General features: G+C 69.1%; 19 protein-coding genes, 2 rRNA genes and 1 riboswitch (1 of these 22 only partly in view). Of the genes, 15 read left to right on the forward strand and 6 right to left on the reverse strand.

Annotated features, from left to right (window positions below; genetic code table 11):
- The 12 genes from BLW86_RS31515 to BLW86_RS31570 all read left to right on the forward strand — a co-directional run.
- A 23S ribosomal RNA gene (locus tag BLW86_RS31515) occupies window positions 1–3021 on the forward strand; it begins 101 nt to the left of the window's first position.
- 82 nt (window positions 3022–3103) lie between these two features.
- Window positions 3104–3220, forward strand: a 5S ribosomal RNA gene (gene rrf, locus BLW86_RS31520).
- A gap of 147 nt (window positions 3221–3367) precedes the next feature.
- Complete coding sequence (locus BLW86_RS31525; protein WP_093877170.1) at window positions 3368–3976, forward strand: cardiolipin synthase ClsA; 609 nt, start codon at window positions 3368–3370, stop codon at window positions 3974–3976.
- A gap of 116 nt (window positions 3977–4092) precedes the next feature.
- Entirely contained in the window at window positions 4093–6588 is a 2496-nt protein-coding gene (locus BLW86_RS31530; protein WP_093877171.1) for a mannose-1-phosphate guanyltransferase, read from the forward strand.
- 101 nt (window positions 6589–6689) lie between these two features.
- The gene (locus BLW86_RS31535) at window positions 6690–7619 is read left to right on the forward strand and encodes a DUF881 domain-containing protein (RefSeq protein ID WP_093877172.1); all 930 of its coding nucleotides are present in this window, start codon (window positions 6690–6692) and stop codon (window positions 7617–7619) included.
- Window positions 7616–7948, forward strand: a complete 333-nt coding sequence (locus BLW86_RS31540; RefSeq protein ID WP_015032176.1) for a small basic family protein — start codon at window positions 7616–7618, stop codon at window positions 7946–7948. The genes BLW86_RS31535 and BLW86_RS31540 overlap by 4 nt, the downstream gene beginning before the upstream one ends.
- Window positions 7949–7953: 5 nt before the next feature.
- Window positions 7954–8901 carry a DUF881 domain-containing protein gene (locus BLW86_RS31545; RefSeq protein ID WP_177181800.1) on the forward strand — a complete coding sequence of 316 codons (948 nt, stop codon included), beginning with the start codon at window positions 7954–7956 and terminating at the stop codon, window positions 8899–8901.
- 81 nt (window positions 8902–8982) lie between these two features.
- Window positions 8983–9924 (forward strand): FHA domain-containing protein, encoded by a 942-nt coding sequence (locus BLW86_RS31550; RefSeq protein ID WP_218138072.1) that lies wholly within the window; start codon window positions 8983–8985, stop codon window positions 9922–9924.
- 30 nt (window positions 9925–9954) lie between these two features.
- Window positions 9955–10701 (forward strand): transcriptional regulator FtsR, encoded by a 747-nt coding sequence (locus BLW86_RS31555; protein WP_093877174.1) that lies wholly within the window; start codon window positions 9955–9957, stop codon window positions 10699–10701.
- Window positions 10702–10766: 65 nt separating this feature from the next.
- Window positions 10767–11240: a bifunctional nuclease family protein gene (locus BLW86_RS31560; protein WP_030686418.1), complete on the forward strand. Its 474-nt coding sequence runs from the start codon at window positions 10767–10769 to the stop codon at window positions 11238–11240.
- Between the two features lie 192 nt (window positions 11241–11432).
- Window positions 11433–12050, forward strand: coding sequence for a MerR family transcriptional regulator (locus tag BLW86_RS31565; protein ID WP_177181801.1), 618 nt, complete (start codon window positions 11433–11435; stop codon window positions 12048–12050).
- Between the two features lie 195 nt (window positions 12051–12245).
- A complete protein-coding gene (locus BLW86_RS31570; protein ID WP_093877176.1) occupies window positions 12246–13613 on the forward strand; it encodes a DNA polymerase IV in 1368 nt (455 codons plus the stop codon).
- A 51-nt stretch (window positions 13614–13664) separates the two neighbouring features.
- Here BLW86_RS31570 and BLW86_RS31575 read toward each other — a convergent pair whose 3' ends face one another.
- Window positions 13665–14039, reverse strand: coding sequence for a PRC-barrel domain-containing protein (locus tag BLW86_RS31575; protein ID WP_093877177.1), 375 nt, complete (start codon window positions 14037–14039; stop codon window positions 13665–13667).
- A 113-nt stretch (window positions 14040–14152) separates the two neighbouring features.
- A riboswitch (glycine riboswitch) is annotated at window positions 14153–14252 on the forward strand.
- Between the two features lie 179 nt (window positions 14253–14431).
- Between BLW86_RS31575 and gcvP the strand changes: the two genes are divergently transcribed.
- A complete protein-coding gene (gene gcvP, locus BLW86_RS31580) occupies window positions 14432–17317 on the forward strand; it encodes an aminomethyl-transferring glycine dehydrogenase (RefSeq protein WP_093878969.1) in 2886 nt (961 codons plus the stop codon).
- A gap of 86 nt (window positions 17318–17403) precedes the next feature.
- Here gcvP and BLW86_RS31585 read toward each other — a convergent pair whose 3' ends face one another.
- On the reverse strand, window positions 17404–17610 hold the full coding sequence (locus BLW86_RS31585; RefSeq protein WP_017238438.1) for a DUF5999 family protein: 207 nt from the start codon (window positions 17608–17610) through the stop codon (window positions 17404–17406).
- A gap of 332 nt (window positions 17611–17942) precedes the next feature.
- Window positions 17943–18533 carry a hypothetical protein gene (locus tag BLW86_RS31590; protein ID WP_093877178.1) on the reverse strand — a complete coding sequence of 197 codons (591 nt, stop codon included), beginning with the start codon at window positions 18531–18533 and terminating at the stop codon, window positions 17943–17945.
- 480 nt (window positions 18534–19013) lie between these two features.
- Here BLW86_RS31590 and BLW86_RS31595 point away from each other — a divergent pair, with 480 nt between their 5' ends.
- Both BLW86_RS31595 and BLW86_RS31600 read left to right on the forward strand, forming a co-directional pair.
- A complete protein-coding gene (locus BLW86_RS31595; protein ID WP_093877179.1) occupies window positions 19014–20513 on the forward strand; it encodes a glutamate-cysteine ligase family protein in 1500 nt (499 codons plus the stop codon).
- 120 nt (window positions 20514–20633) lie between these two features.
- A complete protein-coding gene (locus tag BLW86_RS31600; protein ID WP_093878970.1) occupies window positions 20634–21425 on the forward strand; it encodes a CPBP family intramembrane glutamic endopeptidase in 792 nt (263 codons plus the stop codon).
- A 53-nt stretch (window positions 21426–21478) separates the two neighbouring features.
- Here BLW86_RS31600 and BLW86_RS31605 read toward each other — a convergent pair whose 3' ends face one another.
- The 3 genes from BLW86_RS31605 to BLW86_RS31615 form a co-directional block, all read right to left on the reverse strand.
- A complete protein-coding gene (locus tag BLW86_RS31605) occupies window positions 21479–22288 on the reverse strand; it encodes a PhzF family phenazine biosynthesis protein (RefSeq protein WP_093877180.1) in 810 nt (269 codons plus the stop codon).
- Window positions 22289–22462: 174 nt separating this feature from the next.
- Entirely contained in the window at window positions 22463–23011 is a 549-nt protein-coding gene (locus BLW86_RS31610; protein ID WP_093877181.1) for a GNAT family N-acetyltransferase, read from the reverse strand.
- The gene (locus BLW86_RS31615) at window positions 23008–23769 is read right to left on the reverse strand and encodes a GNAT family N-acetyltransferase (protein WP_093877182.1); all 762 of its coding nucleotides are present in this window, start codon (window positions 23767–23769) and stop codon (window positions 23008–23010) included. The genes BLW86_RS31610 and BLW86_RS31615 overlap by 4 nt, the downstream gene beginning before the upstream one ends.
- Window positions 23770–23780: the final 11 nt, after the last annotated feature.

A 23780-nucleotide genomic window follows, 5' to 3' on the forward strand; every position in this document is an offset into this window, starting at 1 on the left:
GATCCGGGGGTTTCCGAATGGGGAAACCCGGCAGTCGTCATGGGCTGTCACCCATGCCTGAACACATAGGGCATGTGGAGGGAACGAGGGGAAGTGAAACATCTCAGTACCCTCAGGAAGAGAAAACAACCGTGATTCCGGGAGTAGTGGCGAGCGAAACCGGATGAGGCCAAACCGTATGCGTGTGATACCCGGCAGGGGTTGCGCATGCGGGGTTGTGGGATCTCTCTTCTGTCGTCTGCCGGCGACAGGACGAGTCAGAAACCGTTGATGTAGGCGAAGGACATGCGAAAGGTCCGGCGTAGAGGGTAAGACCCCCGTAGCCGAAACATCAGCGGCTCGTTGGAGAGACACCCAAGTAGCACGGGGCCCGAGAAATCCCGTGTGAATCCGGCGGGACCACCCGCTAAGCCTAAATATTCCCTGGTGACCGATAGCGGATAGTACCGTGAGGGAATGGTGAAAAGTACCGCGGGAGCGGAGTGAAATAGTACCTGAAACCGTGTGCCTACAAGCCGTGGGAGCGTCGGATGCAAGCTTGCTTGCATCTCGTGACTGCGTGCCTTTTGAAGAATGAGCCTGCGAGTTTGCGGTGTGTTGCGAGGTTAACCCGTGTGGGGAAGCCGTAGCGAAAGCGAGTCCGAACAGGGCGCTTCAGTAGCACGCTCAAGACCCGAAGCGGAGTGATCTAGCCATGGGCAGGTTGAAGCGGAGGTAAGACTTCGTGGAGGACCGAACCCACCAGGGTTGAAAACCTGGGGGATGACCTGTGGTTAGGGGTGAAAGGCCAATCAAACTCCGTGATAGCTGGTTCTCCCCGAAATGCATTTAGGTGCAGCGTCGCGTGTTTCTTGCCGGAGGTAGAGCACTGGATAGGCGATGGGCCCTACCGGGTTACTGACCTTAGCCAAACTCCGAATGCCGGTAAGTGAGAGCGCGGCAGTGAGACTGTGGGGGATAAGCTCCATGGTCGAGAGGGAAACAGCCCAGAGCATCGACTAAGGCCCCTAAGCGTACGCTAAGTGGGAAAGGATGTGGAGTCGCAGAGACAACCAGGAGGTTGGCTTAGAAGCAGCCACCCTTGAAAGAGTGCGTAATAGCTCACTGGTCAAGTGATTCCGCGCCGACAATGTAGCGGGGCTCAAGCGTACCGCCGAAGTCGTGTCATTGCAGCGTATAGCCCCAACGGGTGTTGTGATGGGTAGGGGAGCGTCGTGTGCCGGGTGAAGCAGCCGCGGAAGCGAGTTGTGGACGGTTCACGAGTGAGAATGCAGGCATGAGTAGCGATACACACGTGAGAAACGTGTGCGCCGATTGACTAAGGGTTCCTGGGTCAAGCTGATCTGCCCAGGGTAAGTCGGGACCTAAGGCGAGGCCGACAGGCGTAGTCGATGGACAACCGGTTGATATTCCGGTACCCGCTTTGAAACGCCCAATACCGAATCCTCTGATGCTAAGCCCGTGAAGCCGTTCCGGACCCTTCGGGGAAAGGAAAGTGGTGGAGCCGGCGAACCGAGGTGGTAGTAGGTAAGCGATGGGGTGACGCAGGAAGGTAGTCCAGCCCGGGCGGTGGTAGTCCCGGGGTAAGGGTGTAGGCCGTGTGATAGGCAAATCCGTCACACACCAAGGCTGAGACCTGATGCCGAGCCGATTGTGGTGAAGTGGATGATCCTATGCTGTCGAGAAAAGCCTCTAGCGAGTTTCATGGCGGCCCGTACCCTAAACCGACTCAGGTGGTCAGGTAGAGAATACCGAGGCGTTCGGGTGAACTATGGTTAAGGAACTCGGCAAAATGCCCCCGTAACTTCGGGAGAAGGGGGGCCACGCCCGGTGATCGGACTTGCTCCGTGAGCTGGGGGTGGCCGCAGAGACCAGCGAGAAGCGACTGTTTACTAAAAACACAGGTCCGTGCGAAGCCGTAAGGCGATGTATACGGACTGACGCCTGCCCGGTGCTGGAACGTTAAGGGGACCGGTTAGTCACATTTCGGTGTGGCGAAGCTGAGAACTTAAGCGCCAGTAAACGGCGGTGGTAACTATAACCATCCTAAGGTAGCGAAATTCCTTGTCGGGTAAGTTCCGACCTGCACGAATGGCGTAACGACTTCTCGACTGTCTCAACCATAGGCCCGGTGAAATTGCACTACGAGTAAAGATGCTCGTTTCGCGCAGCAGGACGGAAAGACCCCGGGACCTTTACTACAGTTTGATATTGGTGTTCGGTTCGGCTTGTGTAGGATAGGTGGGAGACTTTGAAGCCGTGACGCCAGTCATGGTGGAGTCGCCGTTGAAATACCACTCTGGTCGTGCTGGATGTCTAACCTCGGTCCGTGATCCGGATCAGGGACAGTGTCTGATGGGTAGTTTAACTGGGGCGGTTGCCTCCCAAAGGGTAACGGAGGCGCCCAAAGGTTCCCTCAGCCTGGTTGGCAATCAGGTGTTGAGTGTAAGTGCACAAGGGAGCTTGACTGTGAGACCGACGGGTCGAGCAGGGACGAAAGTCGGGACTAGTGATCCGGCGGTGGCTTGTGGAAGCGCCGTCGCTCAACGGATAAAAGGTACCCCGGGGATAACAGGCTGATCTTCCCCAAGAGTCCATATCGACGGGATGGTTTGGCACCTCGATGTCGGCTCGTCGCATCCTGGGGCTGGAGTCGGTCCCAAGGGTTGGGCTGTTCGCCCATTAAAGCGGTACGCGAGCTGGGTTTAGAACGTCGTGAGACAGTTCGGTCCCTATCCGCTGTGCGCGTAGGAATATTGAGAAGGGCTGTCCCTAGTACGAGAGGACCGGGACGGACGAACCTCTGGTGTGCCAGTTGTCCTGCCAAGGGCATGGCTGGTTGGCTACGTTCGGGAGGGATAACCGCTGAAAGCATCTAAGCGGGAAGCCTGCTTCGAGATGAGTATTCCCACCTCCTTGAGAGGGTAAGGCTCCCAGTAGACGACTGGGTTGATAGGCCGGATGTGGAAGCCCCGTAAGGGGTGGAGCTGACCGGTACTAATAGGCCGAGGGCTTGTCCTCAGTTGCTCGCGTCCACTGTGTTAGTTCTGAAGCAACGAACACGCCCCCTGCGGGGTGCGGCGGTTCGTGAACTTCATAGAGTTTCGGTGGTCATAGCGTTAGGGAAACGCCCGGTTACATTCCGAACCCGGAAGCTAAGCCTTTCAGCGCCGATGGTACTGCAGGGGGGACCCTGTGGGAGAGTAGGACACCGCCGAACAATTTTTAGCCTCAACCCCCGGACTCCGTCCGGGGGTTGAGGCATTTTTGCGTTCCGGGGCCGGAGGGGACCCTGTGCGCCCCCGCGTCGTGGCTGAGGGTAAGGTCGGGGGGCAATGTCGGCACCATCCCAGCAGGAGGCCCCCGGGTGGAGGTCCAGGAGACTCGCGTTCAGACCGACCGGGTCCTCACCATCCCCAACATTCTCAGCATGGCGCGCCTCGTCGGCGTGCCGCTGTTTCTGTGGCTGATTCTCCGTCCGGAGTTCGGCGGGCCCAAGAGTGACGGGTGGGCGCTTCTCGTCCTGGCGCTCAGCGGCGTCAGCGACTATCTCGACGGAAAGCTCGCGCGGCGCTGGAACCAGATCAGCAGCCTCGGCCGGCTGCTCGATCCTGCCGCCGACCGGTTGTACATCCTGTCCACTCTCGTGGGGCTCACCTGGCGGGAGATCCTGCCGCTGTGGCTGACCGCCGCGCTCCTGGCGCGCGAGGCCATGCTGCTCGTGATGGTGGGAATCCTCCGCCGGCACGGCTACCCGCCGCCGCAGGTGAACTTCCTCGGGAAAGCTGCCACTTTCAACTTGATGTACGCGTTCCCGCTGCTGCTTCTCAGTGACGGAACGGGCTGGCTGTCGTCACTCGCTGAAGTTTTCGGGTGGGCCTTCGCCGGATGGGGTACAACTCTGTATTGGTGGGCAGGGATCCTCTACGTGGTCCAGGTCCGCCGACTCGTGAAGGCGGATACCGTGGCCGATTAAGCCCGTCTGTCCTGTGTCGAGCAGCGTCGCCGGCAACATCGAGGACCTCGAAGGGCCCCTGAGCAGACAGGTGAAGTCGGCAGGACCGTCGTCTCTTCAAGGAGGACGCTTCCGACATGAAGGCCGTCGTGATGGCCGGTGGCGAAGGAACCCGCCTTCGCCCCATGACCTCGAGCATGCCCAAGCCTCTTCTGCCGGTGGTGAACCGGCCGATCATGGAGCACGTCCTACGACTGCTCAAGAGGCACGGTCTCAACGAGACCGTCGTCACCGTGCAGTTTCTCGCCTCTCTCGTCAGGAACTATTTCGGTGACGGCGAAGAGCTCGGGATGGAGCTCACGTATGCCAACGAGGAAAAGCCACTCGGTACAGCGGGAAGTGTGAAGAACGCCGAGGAAGCGTTGAAGGACGACGCTTTTCTCGTCATCTCGGGTGACGCACTCACCGATTTCGATCTCACCGATCTCATCGCCTTCCACAAGGAGAAGGGCGCCCTCGTCACGGTCTGTCTGACCCGGGTGCCGAATCCGCTGGAATTCGGGATCACGATCGTCGACGAAGAGGGCAAGGTCGAGCGCTTCCTGGAGAAACCCACCTGGGGGCAGGTCTTCTCGGACACCGTGAACACGGGCATCTACGTGATGGAACCCGAGGTGTTCGACTACGTCGAGGCGGACGTTCCGGTCGACTGGTCGGGCGATGTCTTCCCTCAGCTCATGAAGGAGGGCAAGCCGATCTTCGGCTATGTCGCCGAGGGCTACTGGGAGGACGTCGGCACCCACGAGAGCTATGTCAAGGCGCAGGCGGACGTCCTGGAGGGCAAGGTCCAGGTCGACATCGACGGCTTCGAGATCTCTCCCGGGGTGTGGGTCGCGGAAGGCGCCGAAGTACATCCCGACGCCGTGCTCCGCGGACCGCTCTACATCGGTGACTACGCCAAGGTCGAGGCGGACGCCGAGATCCGTGAGCACACCGTCATCGGCTCGAACGTGGTCGTGAAGAGCGGTGCGTTCCTGCACAAGGCGGTCGTCCACGACAACGTCTACCTCGGGCAGCAGAGCAATCTGCGGGGCTGTGTGATCGGGAAGAACACCGACATCATGCGGGCCGCCCGGATCGAGGACGGGGCCGTCATCGGGGACGAGTGCCTCGTGGGCGAAGAATCGATCGTGCAGGGGAACGTGCGCGTCTACCCCTTCAAGACGATCGAGGCCGGCGCCTTCGTCAACACCTCGGTCATCTGGGAGTCCCGAGGGCAGGCCCATCTCTTCGGGGCGCGCGGGGTCTCCGGCATCCTGAACGTCGAGATCACACCCGAGCTGGCCGTGCGGCTCGCGGGAGCGTACGCGACGACCCTCAAGAAGGGTTCGACCGTCACCACCGCGCGCGACCACTCCCGGGGTGCCCGGGCGCTGAAGCGGGCGGTGATCTCCGCGCTGCAGGCCAGCGCCATCGACGTACGGGACCTGGAGAACGTACCGCTGCCGGTGGCGCGGCAGCAGACCGCGCGCGGCAGCGCCGGCGGGATCATGATCAGAACCTCGCCCGGGGTGCCGGACTCGGTGGACATCATGTTCTTCGACGAACGCGGGGCGGACCTTTCCCAGGCGCAGCAGCGGAAGCTCGATCGGGTGTTCGCGCGCCAGGAGTACCGGAGGGCGTTCCCGGGCGAGATCGGCGACCTCTCCTTCCCGGCGAGCGTCTTCGACTCGTACACCGGCTCGCTGTTGCGGAACGTCGACACCACCGGGATCGCGGAAGCCGGCCTGAAGGTCGTCGTGGACGCCTCCAACGGCAGCGCCGGGCTCGTACTGCCCAGTCTGCTCGGGCGGCTCCAGGTCGACTCACTGACGATCAATCCCGGGCTCGACGAGTCCCGGCCCACCGAGTCGGCCGAGAGCCGTCGGGCCGGGCTCGTACGCCTCGGGGAGATCGTGGCCTCGGCGCGCGCCGCGTTCGGGGTGCGCTTCGACCCCGTCGGTGAACGGCTCTCGCTGGTGGACGAGCGCGGGCGGATCATCGAGGACGACCGGGCGCTCCTGGTGCTGCTCGACCTGGTGGCGGCCGAGCGGAGGTCCGGGCGGGTCGCGCTGCCGGTGACCACCACGAGAATCGCCGAGCAGGTCGCCGCGTACCACGGCACCCAGGTCGAGTGGACGACCACCTCGCCCGACGACCTCACGCGGGTCGGGCGCGAGGAGTCGACGATCTTCGGCGGCGACGGGCGTGGCGGGTTCATCGTGCCCGAGTTCAGCAGCGTCTTCGACGGGGCCGCCGCCTTCGTGCGGCTGATCGGTCTCGTGGCGCGGACGCAGCTCACGCTGAGCCAGATCGATGCCCGGATCCCGCGGGCGCACGTCCTGAAGAAGGACATCGCGACCCCGTGGGCCGTGAAGGGACTGGTGATGCGCCGGGTGGTGGAGGCGGCGGGCAGCCGCTCCGTGGACACCACCGACGGAGTCCGGGTGGTCGAGGCCGACGGGCGGTGGGTGATGGTGCTGCCCGACCCCGCGGAGGCCGTCACCCATCTGTGGGCGGAGGGCCCCGACGACGCCTCCGCGCAGGCCCTGCTCGACGAGTGGGCCGAGGTGGTCGACAGCGCAGGTCGCTGACGGTTCGGGCGGGTTCGGCCGGGAGGTGTCCGTGGGGCGCCTCCCGGTCGTACGGAGGGGCCATTCGGCGGTAGGCCGTGCGACGTGCGACGATGTGCGGCATGTCGCAGCAGCACCCCGTTCGGAGCACCGGATCGTCGCCGCCGCGTCCGGACGCGTCCATGTCGCTGCTGAACAACGTGATCGACCACGCGCTCGACGACGGCTACGCCGAGGCGACGGCCCGGCGAGCGGCCGAGGGGGGTGGGCTGCCCCGTAACCTGCGGGCCAAACTGGGCGTCGCCGCGGGTCTTCTGCTCGCCGCCGTCGTGGTGACCGTGGGCGCGGCCGAGGCGCGGATCTCCGCGCCGGTCGTCGCCAAGGAGCGGCAGGACCTGATCGACCGGATCGACAAGGAGACGTCCGCCGCCGACCGGCTGGAGGAGGACGTCGAGCGGATCCGGGCCGAGGTCGGGGAGCGCCAGCGGCAGGCCCTGCAGCAGCACGGCGGGGACCAGGCCGAGCTCGTGGCCCTGCTGTCGGGCGCGACGCCGGTGCACGGCCCCGGGGTGAGGCTCGTGGTCGACGACGCCAAGGACACCGACACCGGTGGTGGCGGACCGCGGGAGAGCACGGGCTTCTCCGACACGGGCCGGGTCCGCGACCGGGACATGCAGCGGGTGATCAACGGTCTGTGGGAGTCGGGTGCCGAGGCGGTCGCGATCAACGGGCAGCGGCTGACGTCGCTGTCAGCGATCCGGGCGGCCGGTGACGCCATACTGGTCGACAACAAGCCGCTGGTGCCGCCGTACACCGTCCTCGCCGTGGGGGACGGGCAGCGGCTGAGCACCGCGTTCCAGGACAGCGCCGACGGGCAGTACCTGCACGCGCTGGTGGAGAACTTCGGGATCAGGAGCAGGATCTCGGTCGAGGGCGATGTGCGCCTGCCGGCCGCGCCGAGCCTGACCGTACGTACCGCAGAGCCGAGGGGGGCCGGGGTGGCGACGCCCTCCGGTCGGGCCACGGCCGACACAGGGAAGGGCACATCGTGATCGCCGTACTGGGCCTGATCGTCGGAGTCGTGGTCGGACTGTTGGTCCGCCCCGAGGTTCCGGCGGTGGTGGAGCCCTATCTTCCGATCGCCGTGGTCGCCGCCCTCGACGCGGTCTTCGGCGGCCTGCGGGCCATGCTGGACGGGATCTTCGTCGACAAGGTCTTCGTGGTTTCGTTCCTTTCCAACGTGGTCGTGGCCGCGCTGATCGTCTTCCTCGGCGACAAGCTGGGCGTGGGCGCGCAGCTGTCGACCGGTGTGGTCGTCGTGCTCGGCATCCGTATCTTCTCCAACGCGGCCGCCATCCGGCGTCACGTCTTCCGGGCGTGAGGCCGATGAGCGAGAACCCCCAGAACTCCGAGAACCCTCAGAACTCCGGGAACCCGGAGCGGCCCGAGAAGCCCGAGGCCCCCGAGGCCGGCAAGCCAGAGGCCCCCGAGACGTCGAAGCCCGAGCAGCGGGGCGAGGAAGTCCGGCCGCCTGAGGCGCCTCAGGCACCCGAGGCGCCCGACGCGCCGGTCGTGACGGGGCCGCCGGCCGTGGCCGCGTCGCCCGTCGCCGAGCCGAGCGGGCGGCGGAGGCTCGCCTCCGCCCTGTGGCCGCCGCGGGTGACCCGGGCTCAACTCGTCGTTGCTCTCCTGCTGTTCGTCCTCGGTCTCGGGCTGGCCATCCAGGTCTCCTCGACGAGCGAGAACAGCGCGCTGCGCGGGGCCCGCCAGGAGGACCTCGTGCGGATCCTCGACGAACTCGACGACCGCACGCAGCGCCTGGAGGACGAGAAGGCCCGCCTGGAGAAGCAGCGCTCCGAGCTGGAGTCAAGCTCGGACCAGGCCGAGGAGGCGCGCAGGCAGACCCAGGAGAAGGAGCGGCAGCTCGGCATCCTGGCCGGCACCGTCGCCGCCGAGGGGCCGGGCATCACCCTCACGGTGGGGGATCCCGCCGGGGCGGTCGAGTCGGACATGCTGCTCGACGCCATCCAGGAGCTGCGTGCGGCGGGTGCCGAGGCGATCCAGGTGAACGGCGTCCGGGTCGTCGCGGACAGTTATTTCACCGGTAGTGGTGAGGACATGCGGATCGATGGAACGAAGGTGGCCGCTCCGTACGTCTTCAAGGTCATCGGCAAGCCGGAGGATCTCGAGCCCGCGCTCAACATCCCCGGCGGTGTCGTGCAGACCCTGGAGAAGGAGCAGGCCACAGCCACGGTGGAGCGGTCGGCGAAGATCGTCGTCGACGCCTTGCGACCCGCGAAGCGGCCTGACTACGCTCAGTCGTCCTCCCAGTGAGAAGGGGACGAGGGGGTTCCCGCGACAAGGGCATGACGTTGCGGGGGGTCGGCGCACCACAAGGGTGGTGCGTGGTGGAAACTGTCCGGAGGATACGGACGTTGTGAAGGTGTCCGGGTCGGCAGGTGTGAAGGATCTCGGTTCGTCCTGCCCCACGGGCGGGTCTGTTTCGGTCAAGGGGAATCGCCCGTGAAGTTGTTTGCGAAGTTGTTCGGCAAGAGCGCACGCGAGGACGGCGGCAACGCCAGGCACGCCGCGCCGCGCCACGCCCAGAGCGAGGAGCAGGGCGGCGAGCGCCCGCTCTTCCGTGACGAGGTCGAGGGTCGGGGCGGTGACATTCCGGGCACGCAGGGCGCGTCTTCTGTTGACCCCGCCGGGGCCGCCCGCATAGGTTTCGGAGAACCATCAACCTCAAGTACGGGTGGAGGGTTCACGCCCGACCCGTACGCGACACAGACCTCCGCGGGGCAGCCGCGGCAGGAGGATGCGTCCATGCCGGTGTGTACGAGGTGCGGTCACCGCAACGCGGCGGACAGCCGCTTCTGCTCCCACTGCGGTACGCCGCTGCGGGGCGGGGTCGCCGCCGAGCGCGCGTCGGAGACGACGTCGACGATCTCCATCTCGGGCATCGAGGCGTACGAAGCGGAGGTCACCGGTCAGACCGCCCTTCCGTCGCTGTCTCCCGAGGCGCTGGCGGCCGTGGAGGCGCTGCCTTCGGGCTCCGCGCTCCTCGTGGTGCGCCGGGGGCCGAACTCGGGCAGCCGGTTCCTGCTCGACGGCGAGCTGACGACGGCCGGCCGTCACCCGCAGAGCGACATCTTCCTGGACGACTTCACCGTCTCCCGGCGGCATGTCGAGTTCCGGCGGGCGCAGGACGGCAGCTTCACCGTCGCCGACGTCGGCAGCCTCAACGGCACGTACGTCAACCGTGAGCCGATCGACTCGGTCGTCCTGTCCAACGGCGACGAGGTGCAGATCGGCAAGTACCGGCTGGTCTTCTACTCGAGCCAGCGAGGCGTGTGACGCCTCGGGGAATCCCTTCAGGGAAGGTCCATGCTGCGAACACCGACGGGCGGTGCCGGATCCGGCACCGCCACCGCGGGCGAACGGCTGGTCAGCATCGGCACGGTGCTGAACCAGCTGCGCGACGAATTTCCCGAAGTGACGATCTCCAAGATCCGGTTCCTGGAGGCCGAGGGGCTGGTCGAGCCCCGGCGGACGGCCTCCGGGTACCGGAAGTTCAGCCCGGAGGACGTGGAGCGTCTCGCCCGCATCCTGCGGATGCAGCGGGACCACTATCTTCCGCTGAAGGTGATCCGTGAGCACCTCGACGCCCTCGCGCGGGGCGAGGAGATCAAGCTTCCGGCACCCGGCCGTCGGCGGGACCTGCTGGAAGGGGCCTGGGAGCAGGACGAGGCGGAGACACCGACCGTCGCGCGGCTCGGACGGGCCGAGCTGATCGCCGCCGCCGAGGTGACCGAGGCCGAGCTCGCCGAATGGGAGTCGTACGGCCTGATCGCCGAGACGGAGGGCGGCGGCTACGACGCCGACGCCGTCACCGTCGCCAGGCTTGTCGCGGATCTGGGGAGATTCGGTCTGGAACCCCGGCACCTGCGGGCCGTCAAGGCGGCCGCCGACCGGGAGGCCGGGCTGATCGAGCAGGTGGTCGCGCCGCTGCGCCGGCACCGTAACCCGCAGACCAGAGCCCATGCGGAGGCCACCGCGAAGGAGCTCGCCGCGCAGTCGGTGCGGCTGCACGCGGCCCTCGTCCAGACCGCCCTGGGGATCCGGCTCCAGTGACCCGGTGAGGCGTCCGGCGGGGGCCCGACTATCCAAACCGGTCGGGCACGTCCTAGGGTTGCTGTGTGAACGAGCTCGACGTTGTGGGTGTCCGGGTGGAAATGCCCTCCAACCAGCCGATCGTGCTCCTGCGTGAAGTGGGAGGCGATCGGTACCTCCCCATCTGGATCGGACCGGGGGAGGCGACCGCGATCGCCTTCGCCCAGCAGGGGATGGCCCCGCCGCGGCCGCTGACGCACGACCTGTTCAAGGACGTGCTGGAGGCCGTGGGACAGGAGCTCACCGAGGTCCGCATCACGGATCTGCGTGACGGGGTCTTCTACGCCGAGCTGGTCTTCGCCAGCGGCGTCGAGGTGAGCGCGCGGCCGTCGGACGCGATAGCGCTGGCCCTTCGGACCGGGACGCCGATCTTCGGCAGCGACGGTGTGCTGGACGACGCAGGCATCGCGATCCCGGACGAGCAGGAGGACGAGGTGGAGAAGTTCCGCGAGTTCCTCGACCAGATCTCACCGGAGGATTTCGGAAGCAGCAGCCAGTGAGGCGCAGCGGTCCGGCCGGAGGCCGTTCGCGGGGTGCCGTCAGAGCATTCGAGTAGCCTTTCCCGGGAGAGGGACACGCGAAACCACTCTCAGGGTGATTATCACTCGGCGTGCCGAGTGTGGCGATCGTTGACGCACCCCTAGTGACTGCCTACCTTCGTGTGGGCAGGTCAAGGACGGAGGGTCGGCGTGATGAGCAGCGCGGACGGTACGGCAGGGAGCTCCCTCGGACGCGCGTCCGGAGAGAGCGGTCCGTATCCGCTTCACGGCAGTGTGGGCGACTTCGGGACGGACACCGGTGTCGGCATCGCCGACGCGGCGATCGGCTACCGCGGACCGACGGCCTGCGCGGCCGCCGGGATCACCTATCGCCAGCTGGACTACTGGGCGCGCACCGGACTCGTGGAGCCGAGCGTACGGCCGGCGTACGGGTCGGGGACCCAGCGGCTGTACAGCTTCCGCGACGTCGTCGTGCTGAAGATCGTCAAGCGTTTCCTCGACACCGGGGTGGCGCTGCAGAACATCCGGGCCGCGGTGCAGCACCTGCGTGCCCGGGGCTTCCGGGACCTGGAGCGGATGACGCTCATGAGCGACGGGGCCACGGTCTACGAGTGCTCCTCGCCCGACGAGGTCGTCGACCTCCTCCAGGGCGGTCAGGGCGTCTTCGGCATCGCCGTCGGGGTGGTCTGGCGCGACGTCGAGGCCGCGCTCTCGCAGCTCCACGGGGAGCGCGTCGACACCGGCGAGACGCTGGTCGGGCACAACCCCGGCGACGAGCTGGCGCGACGACGGCGCGACAGGGCGGTCTGAGGGCGTCCGTGGTCCGGGTGGTCCGAGGGCTTCCGCGAGGTGGGCGGTCCCAGGGCTTTCCTGGGCCAAGCGGTCCCAGGGCTTCCCTGGTCCGGGCGGTTCGAGGTCCGGGCGTGCCTCGTTCGTCGGGGTTCGCCCTGGGGCGCTGGGCGTTCCGCTGGGGCGTTGTCAGTGGCGTAGGGCAGCATCGGACGTGTGAGAGCCGCGCCCACGATCCTGCATCTCGACATGGATGCCTTCTTCGCCGCCGCCGAGCAGGCGTCGAAGCCCAGTCTGCGCGGAAAGCCCGTGATCGTCGGCGGTCTCGGCCCGCGGGGCGTGGTCGCCACCGCCTCCTACGAGGCGCGTCGCTTCGGGGTGCACTCGGCCATGCCGATGGGCCAGGCGCGGCGGCTCGCGCCGAACGCGGCCTATCTCGTGCCGCGCTTCGCCTTCTACCGCTCGATCAGCGAGCAGGTCATGGAGCTGCTCCGGCGGCTCTCCCCGCTCGTCGAGCCGCTCAGCCTCGACGAGGCCTTCGTCGACCTCGAGGCCGGCGGCGTCGCCGACGACAGCGCGAGCGCCCGGGCGGCGGGGGAGCGGCTGAGGGTGGACATCCTCGCCACGACGGGGCTCACCGGGTCGGTGGGGCTCGCCGGGTCCAAGATGATCGCGAAGATCGCCTCCGAGGAGGCCAAGCCGGACGGGCTCGTCCTCATCGAGCCCGGGACCGAGCGGGAGCTGCTCGGACCGCGGTCGGTGCGGATCCTGCCCGGGGTCGGGCCGGCCACCGGGGAGCATCTGCGGCGCGCCGGGATGACCAGCGTCTCCGATCTCGTGGAGGCGGGCGAGGACGAGCTCGTACGGCTCCTGGGGCGGGCGCACGGGACCTCCCTGCACCGGATGGCCCAGGGGTACGACGACCGGCGCGTGGTGGCCGAGCGGGACGCCAAGTCGGTGTCGGTCGAGGACACCTTCGACGTGGACCTCCACGACCGGGTGCGGATCCGGCTGGAGGTGGAACGGCTCGCGGAGCGGTGCGTGGGGCGGCTGCGGGCGTCGGGGCACTCGGGGCGGACCATCGTCCTGAAGGTGCGGCGGTACGACTTCTCGACGCTCACCCGGTCCGAGACGCTGCGGGGGCCCACGGACGACCCGGCCGTCCTGCGGGAGGCGGCGGGGCGGCTCCTGGAGGCGGTGGACACGACGGGGGGCGTGCGACTCCTCGGGGTGGGGGTGAGCGGGCTCGCGGACTACACGCAGGAGGATCTGTTCGCCCAGGCGGTCGCCGACGCCGAGGCGGACGCCGGGCCGGAGCCGGAGGCGGGGGCCGTGGCCGAGGCGGAGGAGGTCGTCGAGGCCGGGGAGCAGGGCCCCGTGGAGAGGCACTGGGCGCCCGGGCACGACGTGCGGCACGCGGTGCACGGGGCCGGGTGGGTCCAGGGGAGCGGGGTCGGGCGGGTCACGGTGCGGTTCGAGGAGCCGTGGTCCGGGCCCGGGCGGGTGCGGACGTTCCCCGTGGACGACCCCGAGCTGGAGCCGTCGGAGCCGTTGCCGCTGGTGCGGGGGGCCACGGTGGCCTGACCCGCACCGGCGGGCGGTGCGGGTCTTCCCCGGTCGTCGGCTCGTGGGCCGTCAGGCGCCGTCCTGGCCCGCCAGGCGGCCGAAGTCCTTGTCCGGGACGTCGGGGGGCGGGGGCGGCAGGGCGAGGCTGTAGTGGCGGTAGAGCTGGAGTTCCTGTTCGGGGGAGAGGTGGCGGCCCACGCCGAAGTCGGGGGCGTCCTTGATGAGCGCCCGCTCGTACGGGATGTGGAGGCCGTCGTCGAGCAGGGCGCTCGGCTCCAGGGGAACGAAGGCGTCCCGGCTGAACAGCCCCGTGCGGACCGCGGCCCATTCGGGGATGCCGGTCGCGTCGTCCAGGTACACCTCGTCCACGGTTCCGATCTTGTGCCCGTTCCGGTCGAACGCCTTGCGGCCGATCAGGCTGCGCGGATCGATATCGGTCTGCACGGTCCCTCCAACTGGTCGCAACTGCTCTACACCCCTACGAAAGTGCACATCTGGGATGTCGGCCACTTGAGCGATGGGAGCCGCAACCGCGCTGGTAGGCTGGTCGTGGCTGTCGACCCCGTGCGGGAGAGTCCCCCGGAGAAACCTTCCGGTGGGCGCCGAAGGAGCAAATCCTCCCCGGAATCTCTCAGGCCCCTGTACCGCGCGGACGAGGTCACTCTGGAAAGCAGAGCGGATGTCCGACGGCATTCCGCTCTCACCGACGGTGAAAGCCGGCGTGCCGCGAGGCGTGCCGGTGAAACTCTCAGGTTGAGATGACAGAGGGGGAGGCCGTCCGGGTACCCGCGCCGTGGTGCCCCTCGCAGGTCGTGACGACCAGGAGGCCTCCGTACATGACCGCCAACCGCACTCCGCTCTCCGAGCTCGAACAGGGCATCCCGTTCGAGCAGCGGCACATCGGGCCCGACGCCGAGGCCCGGGCCAAGATGCTCGCCCAGGTCGGTTACGGCTCGCTCGACGAGCTCACGGCCGCCGCGGTGCCGGACGTGATCAAGAACGCCGAGGCGCTGGGCCTGCCGGCCGCGCGCACCGAGGCCGAGGTCCTCGCCGAGCTGCGCACGCTCGCCGACCGCAACCAGGTCCTCGCCCCGATGATCGGCCTCGGCTACTACGGGACCTTCACCCCGCCGGTCATCCTCCGGAACGTGATGGAGAACCCCGCCTGGTACACGGCCTACACGCCGTACCAGCCGGAGATCTCCCAGGGCCGCCTGGAGGCCCTGCTGAACTTCCAGACCATGGTCGCCGACCTGACCGGTCTGCCCACCTCCGGTGCGTCCCTCCTCGACGAGGGCACCGCCGCCGCCGAGGCCATGGCGCTGGCCCGCCGTGTCGGCAAGGTCAAGAACGGTGTCTTCCTCGTCGACGCCGACGCCCTGCCGCAGACCATCGCCGTCATCGAGACCCGCGCCGAGCCGACCGGTGTCGAGGTCGTCGTCGCCGACCTGAGCGAGGGCATCCCCGCCGAGGTCGCCGAGCGCGGTGTCTTCGGCGTGCTCCTCCAGTACCCCGGCGCCTCCGGTGTCGTCCGCGACATCAAGCCGCTGATCGACGCCGCGCACGAGCTCGGCGCGATCGTCACCGTCGCCGCCGACCTGCTCGCGCTCACCCTGCTCACCTCGCCGGGCGAGCTGGGCGCCGACATCGCCGTCGGCACCACGCAGCGCTTCGGCGTCCCCATGGGCTTCGGCGGCCCGCACGCCGGCTACATGGCCGTCCAGGACAAGCACGCCCGCTCCCTCCCCGGCCGTCTCGTGGGCGTCTCGGTCGACGCCGACGGCAACCGCGCCTACCGCCTGGCCCTGCAGACCCGCGAGCAGCACATCCGCCGCGAGAAGGCCACCAGCAACATCTGTACCGCTCAGGTGCTGCTCGCCGTCATGGCCGGCATGTACGCCGTCTACCACGGTCCGGACGGTCTGAAGCAGATCGCCGAGCGCACCCACCGGTACGCCGCCATCCTCGCCGCGGGCCTCACCGCCGGTGGCGTCGAGGTCGTGCACGGTTCGTTCTTCGACACCCTCACCGTCCGCGTGCCCGGCAAGGCCGACGAGGTCGTCGCCGCCGCCCGCGAGGCCGGGGTGAACCTCTACCGCGTCGACGCCGACCTCGTGTCGATCTCGTGCGACGAGACCACCGGGCGTGAGCAGCTCGCCGCCGTCTGGGGTGCCTTCGGTGTCGACGGTGACATCGAGGCCCTCGACGCCGTCACCGAGGACACGCTTCCCGCCGGGCTGCTGCGCTCCGACGCGTACCTGACCCACCCGGTCTTCCACGCGCACCGCTCCGAGACCTCGATGCTGCGCTACCTGCGCAAGCTCGCGGACCGCGACTACGCGCTCGACCGCGGCATGATCCCGCTCGGCTCCTGCACGATGAAGCTGAACGCCACCACCGAGATGGAGCCGGTGACCTGGCCCGAGTTCGGCCAGATCCACCCCTTCGCCCCGATCGAGCAGGCGCAGGGCTACGTCACGCTCATCACCGAGCTGGAGGAGCGCCTCGCCGAGGTCACCGGCTACGACAAGGTGTCGATCCAGCCGAACGCCGGCTCGCAGGGCGAGCTCGCCGGCCTCCTGGCCGTGCGCGCCTACCACCGCGCCAACGGCGACGAGCAGCGCACCGTGTGCCTCATCCCGTCCTCCGCGCACGGCACCAACGCCGCCTCCGCGGTGATGGCCGGCATGAAGGTCGTCGTCGTCAAGACCGCCGACGACGGCGAGGTCGACGTCGAGGACCTGCGCGCCAAGATCGCCCAGTACCGCGACGAGCTGTCCGTGCTGATGATCACCTACCCGTCCACGCACGGTGTGTTCGAGGAGCACGTCGCCGACATCTGCGCCGAGGTCCACGAGGCCGGTGGTCAGGTGTACGTCGACGGCGCCAACCTCAACGCGCTGGTCGGTCTGGCCAAGCCGGGCCACTTCGGCGGCGACGTCTCGCACCTGAACCTGCACAAGACCTTCTGCATCCCGCACGGCGGCGGCGGCCCCGGCGTCGGCCCGGTCGGCGTCCGCGCCCACCTCGCCCCGTACCTGCCGAACCACCCGCTCCAGCCCACCGCGGGCCCGGAGACCGGCGTCGGCCCGATCTCGGCCGCCCCCTGGGGCTCCGCCGGCATCCTGCCGATCTCCTGGTCGTACGTGCGCCTCATGGGCGGCGAGGGCCTCAAGCGCGCCACCCAGGTCGCCGTGCTCGCCGCGAACTACATCGCCAAGCGCCTGGAGCCGCACTTCCCGGTGCTCTACACCGGCCCGAACGGGCTGGTCGCGCACGAGTGCATCGTGGACATCCGCCCGCTGGCCAAGGCCACCGGCGTCAGCGTCGACGACATCGCGAAGCGCCTCATCGACTACGGCTTCCACGCGCCGACGATGTCCTTCCCGGTGGCCGGCACGCTGATGATCGAGCCGACCGAGTCCGAGGACCTGACCGAGCTCGACCGCTTCTGCGACACGATGATCGCGATCCGGGGCGAGATCGAGAAGGTCGCCTCGGGCCAGTGGCCCGCCGACGACAACCCGCTGCACAACGCCCCGCACACCGCGGCCGCGCTGGGCGGCGAGTGGAACCACCCGTACACGCGCGACGAGGCGGTCTTCCCGGCCGGTGTCTCGGCCGCCGACAAGTACTGGCCGCCGGTGCGCCGCATCGACGGTGCCTTCGGCGACCGGAACCTGGTCTGCTCCTGCCCGCCGCTGGACGAGTACGACCACTGAGCACGAGCCGAGGGCCGGTTCGGAGGATCTCCTCCGGGCCGGCCCTCGGCGTTCTCTTCCTCGTACGGTGTCCTTCCGCGCCCTTCTCAGGCGGCGGTCGTCACCTGCCCCGCGGTCAGCGGCCGGTGCGGGGCGATGATCTGCCCGTCCGGCAGCAGTTCTCCGGTGTCCTCGAAGAGCAGGACGCCGTTGCACAGCAGGCTCCAGCCCTGCTCCGGGTGGTGTGCCATCAGTCGGGCCGCCTCCCGGTCGGCGGAGTCGGCGGTGGGACAGGCAGGCTGATGCTGGCACATGGGTGGGTTCTTTCGCTGCGTCGTGGTGGATGTCCTGCGGCTCTGCGCGCTCATGGCCGCCCCCGTCGGTCGGTTCGGTTCCGGTCCCAGTCTTGCCCCACGGACGGTCTTCTGCAGGTATTTCGCGACAGCTCGTCCTCTCCTGGGAAGACGCATCACCCGCAGGGGCGGTTCAGGTCAACTGCACCGTCTCTTCGGGTGGTTCGGGGTGGCCCGAGCGGGCTAGTCCGTACGGGAGGGGCGTGCGGACGGCGCGTTCGGGCGCACGGATCGGACAGGAGTGCGCCCCGTGATCCGGCCGGGTCACGGGGCGGGGACGCGCGTGTGCCGGCTCAGGCGGGCGCCGGCGACCCCAGGAGGGGCGGCGGCGCGAGGCGTGTGCTGATCACGGGCAGGAGATCGGACACCTGGTACGGGCGGTGGGCCGCGATCCCCGGGGGTGCGGGGGCCAGGGGCACCATCAGATCGGCGGCGGCCGGGGTGTCGTCGGCGCCGTCCGCCTCGAGGCCGGAGTGCAGCCAGAGGGTCAGCATGTAGAGCTCCGGTACGGAGAGCAGCCTCGGCCGGTACGTGACGGGCAGGGCCTCGGCCTGGAGCAGGGCCCGTTCCGTGGCGGAGACGTACGGGCCTTCGAAGAAGTGCGAGAAGGCCCAGCCGTCGGCGGTGAGCATGGTGTCCGCGGCGGCGATCGCCCGGTCCCCGCTCCGGATCAGGAAGCGCCAGCCGGCGAGCCGGATGCGGGGTGCGAGCCCCGGTGCTCCGGCGACGTCGAGGACGTGCACGGGCAGGGCGTGTTCGGGGCTCAGCGGTCCCTGTGCGGCCCGCAGCGCGGGAGTTCGCGGCTCGCGGACGGCGGTCGGTGAGCCGAGGGCCGCGAGGACACTGCGGAGGGCCGGCGCGGGGGCCGAGGAGGGTCGGAGCATGGTGGGTCGCCTCTCACTCAGGAGACACGGTGATGCGTGGGCAGGTACGACGGCGCTGTCGGCGGCGGGGCCAGAGAAGGGCCATGGGGCCATGGCCGGGCGCCAACACTCTGCCTCGTCCGCGGAGTTTATACGACACGTGTTCACACAGTGTTTCCGCTAGACCTCGTGGATATTCCTGACAAGACGTCATCAGGCCGTAATCGCCGGGAGTTGAAGCGGAATCACGAGGACGATACCGCTCCCACCTGCGTATTCCTCGTGAAGGCGGACGGCCGAATTTCGACCCGGGGTCTCCGGTAAATACGACATTGGTATATGTCGCGTGTTCCTTGCCTTCGGGATGTGCCGGTGGGGTGCTCAGTCCAGCCTATCCTTCGACAGGCCGGTTCCGCAGGCGTTGTGGATCAGCGGGGTGGGCATCATCGTCCGTGACGCGCGGCCGTCGTGGCGGCTGCCCACTCGGGGAGGGACGCTTCGATGGGGGAGAAGGTCGTGGCCGACGGGTTCGGCCCGTCCGACCGGCAGCAGTACCGCAGAAAGCTCCAGCAGTGTCTCGCGGGGCTCGCGCGACTCCTCGCGGAGAAGAGGTTCGACCGGCCGCGCAATCTCATGGGCGTGGAGATCGAACTCAATCTCGCCGGCGCCGACGGGCTGCCCAGGATGCTCAACGGCCCGGTTCTCGAAAAGATCGCCAGCACCGATTTCCAGACCGAACTCGGAATGTTCAACCTCGAAGTGAACATCGCGCCCCACCAGCTCGACGGACGCGTATTCGACCGGCTCGCGGAAGAGATCGGAACCGGCATCGGATACGCCGACCGCAAGGCGGCGGAACTCGACGCGGGCGTCGTCATGATCGGCATACTGCCCACGCTCGCCCAGCACGACCTGGTCCCCGAGAACCTCTCGGACAACGACCGCTACACCCTTCTCAACGACCAGATCCTCGCCGCCCGCGGCGAGGACTTCACCCTCGACATCCACGGCGTCGAACGCCTGCTGTGCACCTCGGAGTCGATCGTGCCCGAGGCGGCCTGCACCTCGGTGCAGCTGCACCTCCAGGTGACGCCCGCCCGCTTCGCCCCCGTGTGGAACGCCGCGCAGGCCGTGTCCGGCGTCCAGATCGCCCTCGGTGCCAACGCCCCCTTCGTCTTCGGCCGCGAGCTGTGGCGCGAGTCCCGGCCGCCGCTCTTCACCCAGGCCACCGACACCCGGCCGCCCGAGCTGCAGTCCCAGGGGGTACGGCCCCGCACCTGGTTCGGGGAGCGGTGGGTGGACTCGGTGTACGACCTCTTCGAGGAGAACGTCCGCTACTTCCCCGCCCTGCTGCCGCTCTGCGACGAGGAGGACCCGCTGCTCGTCCTCGACCGGGGCGGGGTGCCGCGCCTCCAGGAACTGGTCCTCCACAACGGCACCGTCTACCGCTGGAACAGGCCCGTGTACGGCTGGGTCGACGGGGTCGCGCACCTGCGCGTCGAGAACCGGGTGCTGCCGGCGGGCCCGACCGTCACCGACGTGATCGCGAACGCGGCCTTCTACTACGGGCTCGTCCGCTCGCTCGCCGACGATCCCCGGCCGGTGTGGAAGCGCATGACCTTCCAGGACGCCGAGGCCAACTTCGACACCGCCTGCCGCCACGGCATCGAGGCGGAGCTGCGCTGGCCCCGCTCGGGACGCGCCGGCGGCATCGCGACCCTCCCGGCCGTACGGCTCGTCCTCGACGAACTGCTGCCGCTCGCCGCGGCGGGGCTCGACGCCTGGCACATCGAGCCGGCGGACCGGGACTTCTACCTCGGGGTGATCGAGCAGCGCTGTCTGCGGCGGGTCAACGGCGCCTCCTGGCAGGCCGACACCTTCCACCGGGCCCTGGAGTCGGGCCTCGACAGGGAGGCCGCCCTCGCGGCGACCACCCGGCGCTACCGGACGCTCATGCTCGCGGGCGAACCGGTGCACACCTGGCCGGTGGGGATCGACTGACCCCTTACCCGTCGGGAGCATGGGTGATCATGTCAAGGTGGTCCCGGACGGCCGGGACCACCGGAACGGCGTGTGCCCCCGCGACGGGAAGTGGAGACAGGTGTGGTGTCGGAGCAACGACTGAGGGACGCTTCCCCGCCCCCCGACGGCCTGCCGCGCCGCGTGCTGCGCTCCGAGACGCTCATCGTCCTCGCGCTCTCGCTCGGGGCGAGCGGGGTGTCCGCGCTCATCAGCTTCATCGGCTCGCTGACCAAGCCGGGGTCGCTGAAGGACCAGGCGGCGAAGCTCAACGGCTCGTACGCCCCCGGGCGGCCCTGGCTCGACCTGTCCTGGCAGCTCTTCGACATCGCCACGGCGCTCGTGCCGGTCGTGCTCGTCGCCCACCTGCTGATGCGGGAAGGGCCAGAGACACGGGGACTGCGGGCCATCGGCTTCGACCGGACCCGGCCGTGGTCCGACCTCGGGCGCGGGGCGCTGGTCGCGGCCGGGATCGGAAGCGCGGGCCTCGCCTTCTACCTGGCGGCGCGGTCGTCCGGGTTCAACCTGACGGTGGTGCCCGAGTCGCTGCCCGACGTGTGGTGGAAGTACCCGGTGCTCATCCTCTCGGCGGTGCAGAACTCCGTCCTGGAGGAGGTCATCGTCGTCGGCTATCTGCTGCGCAGACTGGGCCAGTTGGGATGGACGTCGATGGCCGCGCTGGTGGCGAGCTCGGTGCTGCGCGGCTCGTACCACCTCTACCAGGGGGTCGGCGGCTTCATCGGCAACGTGGTGATGGGCGTGGTCTTCGTGCTGCTGTACCGCCGCTGGGGGCGGGTCGGGCCGCTGGTCGTGGCGCATGCGCTGCTCGACATCGTGGCCTTCGTCGGGTACGGGCTGCTCGCCGGGAAGGTGGGCTGGCTGCCCACCGCGTGACCGGACGCGGAAGAGGGGGTGTGCGGCGATCGCCGCGCACCCCCTCTCGTACGTCAGACCCGCAGGTCGCCCTCGATGACCGTGACGGCGTGACCGTTCAGGAGGGTGCGCTCGCCGTTCAGACGGGTGCGGACGAGGCCCGTGCGGGCGCCGCCCTGGAAGCCGGTGAGCTCCTCGCGGCCGAACCTGGCCGACCAGTACGGCGCGAGCGCGGTGTGCGCGCTGCCCGTCACCGGGTCCTCGTCGATGCCGACGGCGGGGAAGAAGCCGCGCGAGACGAAGTCGTACCCCTCGTGCGGGCGTTCGGCGGCGGCGGTGGCGATGACACCGCGCGAGGACAGGTCCTTCAGGGCGGCGAAGTCCGGCGCGAGCGAGCGGACGGTGGCCTCGTCGCGCAGCTCGACGACGAGGTCGCCGATGTGGTCGGCCGTGTCGTGGACGGCGACGATCTCGGCGCCGAGCGCCTTCTCCAGGCCCTCGGGGACGGGGAGCGGGGTGAGGGAGGAGGTCGGGAAGTCCATCGTGATCGTGCCGTCGGCCTCGGCCGTGGTGATCAGGAGGCCGCAGCGGGCCGCGAAGCGGACGGTGCCGCTCGCGGTGCCGGTGGTGTGCAGGACGTGTGCCGTGGCCAGGGTGGCGTGGCCGCACATGTCGACCTCGGTGGTGGGGGTGAACCAGCGCAGGGCCCAGTCCGCCTCGCCGCCGGCGGGCAGCGGGTGGGCGAAGGCCGTCTCGGAGAGGTTGACCTCGGCGGCGACCTTCTGGAGCCAGGCGTCGTCGGGGAAGGAGTCGAGGAGCAGGACTCCGGCCGGATTGCCGGAGAAGGGCCGGTCGGTGAAGGCGTCGACGATTCGGATGCGCATGGCCCCGACCGTACCGGGGGCGGAAAACCGCGGACCAAGGCCAATCCCGGAGAACTGGACCGATCTTTCCCGCCGGGTGCCGGGTGCCGGGTGCCGGGTGCCGGGTGCCGGGTGCCGGGTGCCGGCACCCGTTCCGCCCCGGCACTGCCCGCCCGGTGCGGGGCCCGTACGGGGTCACAGGGACGTCAGGACCATGAGGATCTCGTCGCGGTCGTCGTCGGCGGCCAGGCGCAGCGCTCCGGGCCAGCGGCCGATCTCCCGCCAGCCGAGCCTGCCGTAGAACTCCTCGAGCCCGACGCCGCCGCGTGCCGCGAGCCGCAGCTGCTCCAGGTCCATCTCCTCCCGGGCGATCGCGCGGGCGCGCCGCACGAGGCCCGCGCCGATGCCCCGCCCGCGCACGCCGAGGCGGGTCTGGACGTGGTGCAGGGTGCCCCAGTGCGCGACCAGCGGATGGGTGTCGCGGCGGAGGCACAGCCAGCCCGCGAGGGCGCCGTCCACCGTGGCGACGACGAGACGGCTGCTCGCCGGGTCGAGTCCCGTGACGATGCGGTCGACCGCGGCGGAGACCTCGGCCGGGTCGACCGGCGGGAAGGGGAACCCGGCCGCGCCGCCCGCGTCGCTCACCTCGATCCAACAGTCGACGAGGGCCGCGGCGAGCCCGTCGGGCAGCGACTCGGGGGTGGTGAACTGGGTGAAGAGCGGGGCGTCGTCCTTGGCGATCATGGCAGGAGTGTCGCAAGCGGTCGTGGCGCCGGTCCGTCCGGGGCCGGTTCCAGGGAGAGCTGGGCACCCAGTTCCTCGAAGCCCAGCGCGGCGGCGACCCGTCGGGAGGCCGGGGGACGCGCGCGCCACTGCGGAAGGAGGCCGGTCGCGAGGGCGTCGGCGACCGCCGCCGAGGCCGCCGTCCGCGCGAGTCCACGGCCGCGCGCCTCCGGGGCCGTCAACACGCTGATGTGGGCGGTCCGTCGGGGCCAGGCCCGGTATCCGGCGGCGGCCACCACCCGGCCGTGCTCGCGGACCACGAACGCGCGCGAGGTGATCTCGTCCAGGGAGGCCTCCGAGGAGTCCTCCTCACCGGCGGCCTCCTCCAGGGCGCGCAGTGCCGGATGGCCGCCGGGCAGCCGCTCCACCGCCGACGGGCCGCCGGCCGGGCGGAAGCCCTCCGGGGTCAGGTACGCCAGGGCCGCGGGGCCGAGCACCCCGGCCACGGGCAGCACCTCGCGGACGGCGGCCGCGTCCACCAGGGCCGCCGCAGGCAGGCCTGCCAGGGCGGTGCGCACGGTCGCGGCGGTGCTCTCGTCCGGTGCGGTCACGAGCGCCGACCCTCCGAGAGCGACCACACCGATCCAGCCGGCGGGGCACAGCCCCGACTCCGGTGACACGATGACGTTCATGCCGTCCATGGGCGGGAACGACCCCGGTTCCCGGGCCAGTTGCTCCCACAGGTACCGGGCTTCGAGCAGGAGCGGACGCGTCGACATGGCGTCGATCC

It is taken from the genome of Streptomyces sp. TLI_105 (genome assembly GCF_900105415.1).
Taxonomy (GTDB): Bacteria; Actinomycetota; Actinomycetes; order Streptomycetales; family Streptomycetaceae; genus Streptomyces.